Annotated in this window: 9 protein-coding genes; 5 read left to right on the forward strand and 4 right to left on the reverse strand. The window is 45.9% G+C overall.

Features of this window, described 5'->3' with window-relative positions; genetic code table 11:
• Positions 1-159: 159 nt before the first annotated feature.
• Positions 160-825, reverse strand: a complete 666-nt coding sequence (locus J7545_RS01515) for an endonuclease/exonuclease/phosphatase family protein (protein WP_318719024.1) — start codon at positions 823-825, stop codon at positions 160-162.
• Positions 826-887: 62 nt separating this feature from the next.
• Positions 888-1724: an SDR family oxidoreductase gene (locus J7545_RS01520; RefSeq protein ID WP_318719025.1), complete on the reverse strand. Its 837-nt coding sequence runs from the start codon at positions 1722-1724 to the stop codon at positions 888-890.
• A gap of 91 nt (positions 1725-1815) precedes the next feature.
• Between J7545_RS01520 and J7545_RS01525 the strand changes: the two genes are divergently transcribed.
• Entirely contained in the window at positions 1816-2130 is a 315-nt protein-coding gene (locus J7545_RS01525; RefSeq protein WP_318719026.1) for a hypothetical protein, read from the forward strand.
• Positions 2131-2232: 102 nt separating this feature from the next.
• Here J7545_RS01525 and J7545_RS01530 read toward each other — a convergent pair whose 3' ends face one another.
• Complete coding sequence (locus J7545_RS01530; protein WP_318700721.1) at positions 2233-2892, reverse strand: hypothetical protein; 660 nt, start codon at positions 2890-2892, stop codon at positions 2233-2235.
• A 177-nt stretch (positions 2893-3069) separates the two neighbouring features.
• Here J7545_RS01530 and J7545_RS01535 point away from each other — a divergent pair, with 177 nt between their 5' ends.
• The 4 genes from J7545_RS01535 (at position 3070) to J7545_RS01550 (ending at position 8279) form a co-directional block, all read left to right on the forward strand.
• Positions 3070-4749, forward strand: coding sequence for a tetratricopeptide repeat protein (locus tag J7545_RS01535; protein ID WP_318700722.1), 1680 nt, complete (start codon positions 3070-3072; stop codon positions 4747-4749).
• Positions 4750-4923: 174 nt separating this feature from the next.
• Positions 4924-6333 (forward strand): cytochrome ubiquinol oxidase subunit I, encoded by a 1410-nt coding sequence (locus J7545_RS01540; protein WP_318700723.1) that lies wholly within the window; start codon positions 4924-4926, stop codon positions 6331-6333.
• Positions 6334-6367: 34 nt separating this feature from the next.
• Positions 6368-7381: a cytochrome d ubiquinol oxidase subunit II gene (cydB, locus tag J7545_RS01545; RefSeq protein ID WP_318719027.1), complete on the forward strand. Its 1014-nt coding sequence runs from the start codon at positions 6368-6370 to the stop codon at positions 7379-7381.
• A 208-nt stretch (positions 7382-7589) separates the two neighbouring features.
• Positions 7590-8279: a DUF3318 domain-containing protein gene (locus J7545_RS01550; protein ID WP_271939097.1), complete on the forward strand. Its 690-nt coding sequence runs from the start codon at positions 7590-7592 to the stop codon at positions 8277-8279.
• 385 nt (positions 8280-8664) lie between these two features.
• Here J7545_RS01550 and J7545_RS01555 read toward each other — a convergent pair.
• The coding region (locus tag J7545_RS01555; RefSeq protein WP_318719028.1) for a hypothetical protein at positions 8665-9419 on the reverse strand (755 nt) is incomplete at its 5' end.

Consider the following 9419-nt stretch of genomic DNA (forward strand, 5'->3'; position numbering starts at 1 on the left):
GGAGAGTGACAGAAGAGGGTTACAGCGCTTCGCGCTGCTATGAGGTACATTGTTGATCGTAGATTCGAGTTGTCATTGCGACCGCAGGGAAGCAATCGTCAAGATTGGGGGATTTTGCGATTGCTTCATTCCACTTCGTTCCATTCGCAATGACTGATCTCAATGAGACTGTACTCCGTTACAGCGCAAAGCGCTGTAAGTATTTTGGTCTTCTAGGGGAATCTGCGCCAAGGCATCTAACCAAGGGCGATCGGAACTCGAACCTTGGGCTAACATTTGTCTGGGTTGACTTTGGGGAGAGGCATTAAAATCTCCCATCAGAAACCGATAAGATTGTTTATCTAGCCATTGATTTAGTTGATTTAAAATAACTTTTGCCCCCAAATTTCTGGCTAGGGCACTGTTATAATCTAGGTGCGTATTCAAAATAATAATCTGTTGATTTTCGGCGCTGATAAATTTCCCCCAAGTAACAAACCGTAGTTGATGATTGCCCCATTCTGGGCTGATGCTACCGGGAATCTCTGGTGTTTCGCTTAACCAAAATTCACCGAATTCTAAACAAGTTAGGCGCTGGGGATGATAGAAAATCCCGCAATATTCTCCGCCACCATTCCCCTGGCGATCGCGCCCGATACTCTGATATTCGGGTAAGCGACGATGTAGATCGAGCATTTGATGGGCTAAACATTCTTGAGTTCCCAGAATATCGGGTTGCTCTTGGGAGATCCACCCAGCAACAGCCTCTCGTCTCAACTGCCAATTAGAATTCCCTGGGTCAGGTTTATCGTAGCGAAGATTAGCGGTAATCAGTTTAAGTTTCATGAGGGGATAGAAATAGATTGTAGGGGCAAAAAAGATTTCGCCCTTACTTGTGCTACTCAAGGTTAATTGAATTGGCGATCGCTATATTGAAACGGATAGCCAGCATCCTTAATTTTCTGATTGGAAACCCAAACATTATAGGGTCTAGGATCGGGTAAGCTGGCATCCCAAGTAACGGCAGGATAGTGATGTAAGCTCAATAGGCGATCGAGAAAGTTTTGGCGAGTTAAATGGGCATCATCGACTAAATTATAAATACCGTGCAACCGGTGCTGGCAACTGTGGGCGATCGCTCCCACAATATCCTCTAGGTGAATCCAATTGGTGGCTTCTTGTCCCGTTCCAGGACGAGCGGTTCCTGCCATGGTGCGATAAATTTTGATGAGTTCCCGGTTCGGACCGTAAATTCCCCCAAGACGAAAAATACAAACTTTACGATCTGGAGTGTGGGCATTTAGGAGAACCCGCTCCGTTTCGGCTAAGATTTCACCATTATCAGAGACAGGAGCAACTGGGGTTGTTTCATCGGCGCTGTTCCCTTGGCGATCGCCATACACTTGATAACTGCTTGTATAAATGATCTGTTGAACTTGGGGTGCAGTTTCCAGGGCAGAAACTAGACTTTGAGCGGTTCCCAAATAGGTATCTCGATAAGCATCTGGGCTGCGGTTGGTGCGTTTTGCGCCTACGCTGAGGAGGATAATCTCTTGGTCTTGGATAATTTTCTTTAGTTGTAAGCGATCGCTTCCTTGTAAGACCATAACCTGATTCGCGATCGCCTCTAAATCCCTTACTCGCTCTGGTGTCGTCGTCGTCACCGTTACCTGATGCCCTCGATCGAGCCAATATCGACTACATGCACTTCCGACATAACCACATCCAATAATTGCAATTTTCATCCCTAATTTCTACCTTGGGCCTCTTGAATAAACTTCACAATTTGTTATATACTAAAAAAGTATTGGTAGTAACAAGCAGGGGGTACAATGAGTGACTCAGACCATCAAACACCGCACTGCTGCTGTTATACCACTGACGGAAACGATTAACGTCCATACCGATCTTTCTCCAGAACATATTCCTGCACTCAGAGCAGGCTTTGCGCTCTATCCTTCTAACCCCCGATGGAATATCTTTAAATTTCGGGCTTGGCGGTTAGGGCGGCAATGGCGATATGCCCTGCAAGCTGGAGAAATGGAGGTTTGTTCAAGCAACCGTCTATTGGTGAGAGCAGCTCATAACCCACAACCAGAAGAAGAACCCTCAGACAGGCCGTTCTCGCCGAAAACATTATTGTTAGCTTAACCCTGTCTCTTGTTAATCTCTATCTGGACAACTGAATCTGGGGCACTTTTATCCGTGCCCCCCCAATGTACGAATGCGAGAATGCAGCGTTGCATCCAATCTTTAAAATAGGGGTTGAAAAGAGTTGAAAAAGGCCTCGATATCTAGCGCTTTGATCTGAGTGTTCTGATACCCTACTCCTAAGATATAAATGCGATCGCCCATCACCATCATTCGCAGTTGAATATTCTCTTGCCCATCATTTAAAACTATATCCTGTTGATTATCCGTTCCCATCGTCTCTTGAACGGAAAAACCGGTATCTTGAACAATGGTATCTAAGACTTGAGCGAGAATTGCCTCACCTTGATGGGCAATTTCTGTTTGTCGATCGGAAAACGCCACAATAAAGCGAGACTTTTCCTGATTCGTCGTCAAGACATCAAAGGCTAAATTGCCCACCAGAGTAGGCATTGACTGTTGTTCGTGGGTAGAAAGACCTGTGGGCATCCAGACTTGGAATTCTCCTGCCCGCGAAATGAAATGTTGCCATTGTAGTTTACCCGTATCAACAGTTAAAAGGGGGCGATCGTCAGGAGAGGCTTGCAGTCGTTGTACCTCTTCTTGCAGTTGTTGATAACCCTCTTGAAAAAATGTGGGACGGTTAGGATTAGCAAATTGGGCTTGAACGGGAGAAAGACCAAGTAACCAAACACTCCCAGCACTGATCCATCCTGCCGCCATTCTCCAGGCGATCGCTTGACTCTGAAACGGTGAGTACATACCATTCTCCAAGATTAGGCTCATTGAATTATAGCGCTGGGAGCTATAGCTATTTTAATCACATTTTGACTACTGACTCCCGGACTGACGTGATAATCTTCTCCATTTCCGATTCAGCCCAATCCAAAAACTGTTAATCTATCAAAGAGGCTAAATGTGCAACAAGATGGGGAGATCATGAGGCAGCTTTGGCAATGGTTCAAGAGTTTACTGGGGCAAATCTTTAATCCTGGAGAGAAGATCTTAACCGGGAGTTCCACAGAATCCGATCTGCATCAGAGTTCATCAGAAGAAGTCCTTTCGCGTCTGAGTGAAGCAGATTATGAGTTTTTATTTCGGCAATTAATGGAGGGGGTGGATCGGGGATGGCAAGTAGAGAGGGTGGGACTCTTTTTTGAAAAATTAGGCGATCGCACTAATTCGGATCAATGGCTAGACTGGTTAAGAGAATATCGCGCTCGACTATTAGGAGGGCGATCGGCTCAAACTCAGCAAGCGACTCAGATGATGAAAGTTGGGGAAATGGTGCGATCGCTCCCCAAATGGCAATTGGTAGGAGAAGCTATCTATGAAATAGGACTGCAACTGCGCTTACGCTCCCAAGGAAATTCTCTCTGGGAATATATGACTCCGAGCGTAACGGTTAATTCCCCTTCAACGGTTCCCGATTCTACTCCATCAGAACCTTTATCAGAAACGCCTCCACCTCAAAACCCGGCTTTAGATGTTGTAGCCAGTCCCCCCCCTTCTGAAACGCCTCCAGAAAAGGTAGGTGCGGTTGATGTGGAAGCGAGTGATGCTAAGAGTAGTCCTTTATTTTACCCAGAAGTTGTTTCTGATTTATGGGCCGATCCCCCAGAAACTTCCGCATCAGAACCGATGAGTGAAACTCCACCGAAAGCCCCTGTACCAGAACCGGTGAGTGAAGTTCCGCCGGAAGCCCCTGTACCAGAACCGGTGAGTGAAACTCCACCGAAAGCCCCTGTACCAGAACCGATGAGTGAAGTTCCGCCGGAAGCCCCTGTACCAGAACCGGTGAGTGAAGCTCAAGCAGAAACCCCTGTACCAGAACCGGTGAGTGAAGCTCAAGCAGAAACCCCTGTACCAGAACCGGTGAGTGAAGTTCAAGCAGAAGTCGCTACTTCCATAGAGGATTATATTCGACAACAACCGGTCATTAACCTCGCCTACACTGCCCATGGAAAACAATGGACAGAAACCGTGAGTCTGAATGAATTGTTGGAAAAACTAACTGAAATGCCCAACTTGATGGGGCAATTTTCGCAGCAAGTGGGTATCAATAGTCAAAATCCTGAAGAAATTGTAGAAGCGATTTATCAGCAACTTTATCAAATTTATCAACAACATCAAGCCAATGGCACAGTTGATGAAGCGACTATTTTGTTTAACCAAGGGATGCAACAAGCCAAAGGGGGACAATATGCCAATGCGATCGCCACTTGGGATCGCGTTCTAAGTGAGCAACCCGGATTTTACAAAGCCTGGTTAAATCGGGGTAACGCTTTAGTGATGTTACGGCAACCCCAAGCAGCGATAGAATCCTATGAAAAAGCTTTAGAGTTACAACCGGAACTGTATGAAGCGTGGGGGAATAAGGGGGTTGCACTGCTGAACTTAGGCAAATATGGTGAAGCGATCGCGGCTTTTGATGAAGCCCTTAAGCTCAAATCCGATTATCATGAAGCCTGGGATAATCGTGGATTGGCTTTACGGGAACTGGGTCAAATTGAAGAAGCGATCGAATCCTTTGATCGAGCCATTTCCATTAACCCCGACGATCGATCTGCCTTAAAACACCAAGTTGAAACCCTGAAAATGCGCGGATCTCAAGGATAAATCGGATCTCTTGGATCTTGGGTTCAGGCGATCGCTCCGTGCCTCTGTGTCGTAATCAAGAAGAGTTAGAAGATTCTGTAAATTTTCTTAAAGTGTTCTTCCAATCCCTTGCCCAAATTCCGAACTATCCGTTATACCAAAAGAGACAAAATTTACTGAACATGCAGGTAGTTCATGGATTGGCTCTCAGATACGGTAACGCTTTCACGCATTCAATTTGCCTTAACTGCAATTTTTCATATGCTCTGGCCCGTTCTGACGACAGGCATGGGTATTTTCCTGGTTATCCTGGAAGGTCTATGGCTGAAAACTGGCAATCCAGACTATTATCGTCATTGCCGATTTTGGGCTAAGATTTACGTCCTCAACTTTGGGATTGGAGTTGCTTCTGGACTGCCCATGGCCTTTCAGTTTGGCATGAACTGGGCCCCGTTTTCTGAAGCGGTGGGCGATTTTTTTGGCACAGTACTCGGTTTTGAAGGTACGATGGCCTTTATGCTCGAAGCCAGTTTCCTCGGTATCATGCTGTTTGGTTGGAATAGAGTTCCCCCGGTTATTCACTATATCTCTACGATTTTAGTTGCCTTTGGAGCGAATCTATCTACGTTCTGGATTTTATCAGCTAATTCTTGGTTACAAACTCCCGCAGGTGGGGAATTTATCGATGGCAAGTTTGTGGTTCACGACTTTTTTGCCGCTATTGCTAACCCCTTTATGCTTAACAGTTTCCTACATATGTTTTTCGCTACGTTGGAAACGTCGCTATTTGTGATTGGTGGCATTAGTGCGTGGTATTTGATTAATGGTCGCAATGTTGCCTTTTTTAGCAAATCCCTGAAAATTATTTTAGCCCTGGCGATCGCCGTTGCTCCCTTACAAATCTTTATCGGTCACCTGAGTGCCGAACAAGTCTATCACCATCAGCCGACTAAACTCGCTGCCATGGAAGCTCAATGGGAAACGATTCCCGCAGGAGAAACCGCCGGATGGAGTATGGTGGCACTTCCCAATGGAGAAACACAAGCCAATGATTGGGAAGTTAAGTTTCCCTATGCTCTGAGCTATCTATTGGAGCTAAAACCCCAACTCTCTGAACCGGTTTATGGACTCAAAGAATGGCCCTATGAAGACCGTCCCCATATGGTGGGATTAGTGTATTATTCCTTCCGCATTATGATTGCGATCGGGTTATTCTTAGCCGCTTTAGCCACAGTAACTGTCCTGCAATGGCTTAGAGGTCAACTCGCGGAAGCGAAAATTACCGCCCAAAAATGGCTGTTACGAGGCTGGATTTTTGCTGCTCCCTTGGGCTATCTTGCCGTAGAAACGGGCTGGATTGTGCGCTGTGTGGGAAGACAACCCTGGACAGTTTACGGCGAGATTCGTACCGTAGACGCGGCTTCTCATCTGCCTCCTGGAGAAATCCTTACCTCTCTAGTGGGAATTACCAGTATTTACATCTTTTTCCTGGGATCTGCTCTGTATTTTGGCTCTCGTATTATTCGCAAAGGTCCCAATTTAGAGATTCCGTTACCCAGTAATACTCCAATCAAGGATAATTCTGGCTCACCAGTTACCAGTTAGCACTCTTTTTCCTATTTCCCATTCCCTATTGATTATGGAATCTCTAGAATATTTTCTTCCTCAACTGTGGTTTTTCATTCTGGGACTTTTTCTGTTCCTCTATGTTCTGTTAGATGGCTTCGATCTGGGGGTCGGGATTCTTTCGATCACCTCATCTTCTGAAGAAAGGCGATCGCTCCTGATGACCAGTTTAGGTAATGTGTGGGATGCGAACGAAACCTGGTTAGTTCTCATGGGAGGTTCCCTATTTGGAGCCTTTCCCCTTGCCTATGGAACAGTCTTAAACGCCCTCTATCTCCCGGCAGTGATCATGGTGGTTGGCTTGCTATTCCGGGCCGTTTCCTTTGAATTTCGGGAAAATTCAGAACGCAAGTTTTTCTGGAATTATGCCTTCGGTATCGGTAGTTTCCTCGCTGCCCTGGGTCAAGGATTTGCCCTAGGAACGGTGTTTGAAGGCATTAACGTGGATGCAGCCGGACATTTTATTGGCGGCCCTTTTGACTGGTTAACCTGGCGATCGGTCTTAGTCGCCTTAACCCTAATCCAAGGCTATGTTTTGATTGGCTCCACCTATCTGATCATGAAAACCACAGGAGAGCTACAACAAACCCATTTCAAAACCGCTAAAATTGCCACGTTGACCACATTCTTAGGTGCGGTGTTCATTACGATTAGCACCCCGATCTTCTATGATTCTGTACGCTCTCGGCTCTTTGAAGCGCCTCAAGTTTACCTCTTTTCCCTCATCCCGGTAGCTTGTATTTTGCTGGTGTTCTTGCTTTACCGTAGTCTCAAACAAGAAAGGGAGTTCACTCCATTGTTATGGACCGTCTTGCTATTCTTTTCCTCTTTTCTGGGCTTAGGATTCTTGATTTTCCCTTACATTATTCCTCCGAGCATCACCATTTATCAAGCTGCCTCAGACACTAGCTCATTGGTGTTTATGATCATCTTTGTGGGCTTCCTGATTCCAATTCTCTTAGCCTACACGCTTTATAACTACGTAGTCTTTCGAGGGAAAATTACCACAGAATCCTACGGGGAGTAGGAGGATGGGGAGGATAGGGAAGACGCGGAGACACAGAAACACCTTGCTCCCCATTCCCTATTCCCTATTCCCCATTCCCCATTCCCCATTCCCCATTCCCTATTCCCCATTCCCTATTCCCCATTCCCCATTCCCCATTCAGCCATCGTCCAAGATATACTCAACATAAGACGATCTACTTGTTTTGTCAGATTCTAGGGCAAGCGATATGAAATCCTATGCAACCTCCTCTGCGAGAGCAGAAATGAATGAACTGCGCCGCTTAAAAGGCTTATTACCGCCAGAACTGCAAAGTTGGGTGATCGTAGAGGTGGCAACAGAAATGAACCCTCCCCTCGTGCGATCCGAAGAAATTGGCAATGATGAAGTTGAAATTCAAATTGATTTAGCTAAATGGGATCAACTGGCGATCGACCAACGAAATTTGCTTTTTTGGCATGAAGTGGGGCGGATTCAGAATGATACGATTCCCAAAGATGGTTGGGAAATGGCAGCTCTAGCCATTGGTTTAGGGGGAGCTGTGGGAGAGCTTTGGGTACAAGATGGCTTGTTGCTCCTCTTGGCACTGGCGTTATGTGGGGTTTCCGGCTATCGTCTCTATCAGAAAAATAACCCAGAGAAGACCTTACAGGAATCGATTCAAGCGGATGAAAAGGCGATCGCCTTGGCAACTCGCTTTGGCTATACGCTACCCAATGCCTACAAGAGTCTGGGTAGTGCCTTGAAGATCTTGATTGAACAAAACCCGAAAAAACGCCAGCGCAGCCGTTATGAAGCCCGTTTGCAAGCTCTGAAGCGCAGTGCATCGAAGGCAAAAGCCAGAGCCAAGGGTAAAACTGATGCTCCCTTTTCTGCTGAACCGGAAGCTGATTATCGCTCGGAAAATATCTTTGGTTGAGTCTCAGGCGTAAGGAAACGTCAGTTTTGGTTAAGGGGGCGATCGTTATAGTTATTTTAATTAAGGATGGGACACAACGGTAAGAGCAAATGGCGTTTACTCCTACAGTCGTTCAAGTTGTAAACCCATCATGATTGTCCCAATCTTAATTAAAACGACTATAGTTGTGATTTGGGAGGAGCAAAGGGAGTAGGCTAAAAGTGGGAACTAGAAACTCCTCCTTTGCTCCATGTTTAGTCTAGAAGAACTTTTTTGTGATGTCGTTCGTGTAGCGTGCCCGACAGGGCTTAGACTTCTGGCAAATTTTTGAACCTCTGTGGAACACCCACCTCCTATCAGCTGGTCTCTTCTTGAGCGAATGAATGACAATTATTATCACTTTTCATCAAATGGACAGTTGATTTTCCGGATTTGAGATGAGTTTCTGAAAAGGAGTGGCTAAGATGCCAAGAATTTTGGCAATTTCCTTAATATAATACTCATCTAGATCGATAGCAGCAACTTGACCATTGAGGGTCAAAAACTTCCACAGCGTTCCGGTTGTAACTGCACCGAGAATTAGACCGATATTATTGGTTGCTGCATTGAATTCCCTGGCTGCCACCATCTCGGCAATACATTGGGCCAGTCCCCCTTTAATATTTTCATTTTTGGCTTCTACTATAGTGACTATAGGTGCTTTGATTTCGTAAAGCTCCGGTGAAGCGGTCAAAATATAATCGCAATAGCCGTGCAATCCTTTTTCTGGTTCAACGCTGAATTCAGTCCCGGAAAAAAAGCCTATTTGTCCCTGAAAGCTGCGACGAATTTCGAGAAGAACGGGTGCGATAATCAGTTCAGATCGAGCTTTTTCCGTGTTCGTTGCATTAGCGAGGGGGATATTTTCTGCCAAGGTGATGGATAGGCGATCGCTCGGCTGACGTGGTTTAGTTTGAGCAAAAAGATTTTGGCTTTCGTCAAGCTCGAGTCCAAAGGTGCTTTGGATGCTGGCAAGGGTTTTAAAGCTCAAGGGGTGACAAGGAGGCTCAATGGTAGAGAGAGTGGTGGGTTGAGGAGGCGATCGGTAAAAGAGTAAAGTGGTCGTGTAGAGACCACAAAAATATAAAAATGCTTCCTCAATTGTACCAGAAAATCCTCGAA

Source organism: Roseofilum sp. SBFL (genome assembly GCF_017746885.1).
In the GTDB taxonomy this organism is placed as follows: domain Bacteria; phylum Cyanobacteriota; class Cyanobacteriia; order Cyanobacteriales; family Desertifilaceae; genus Roseofilum.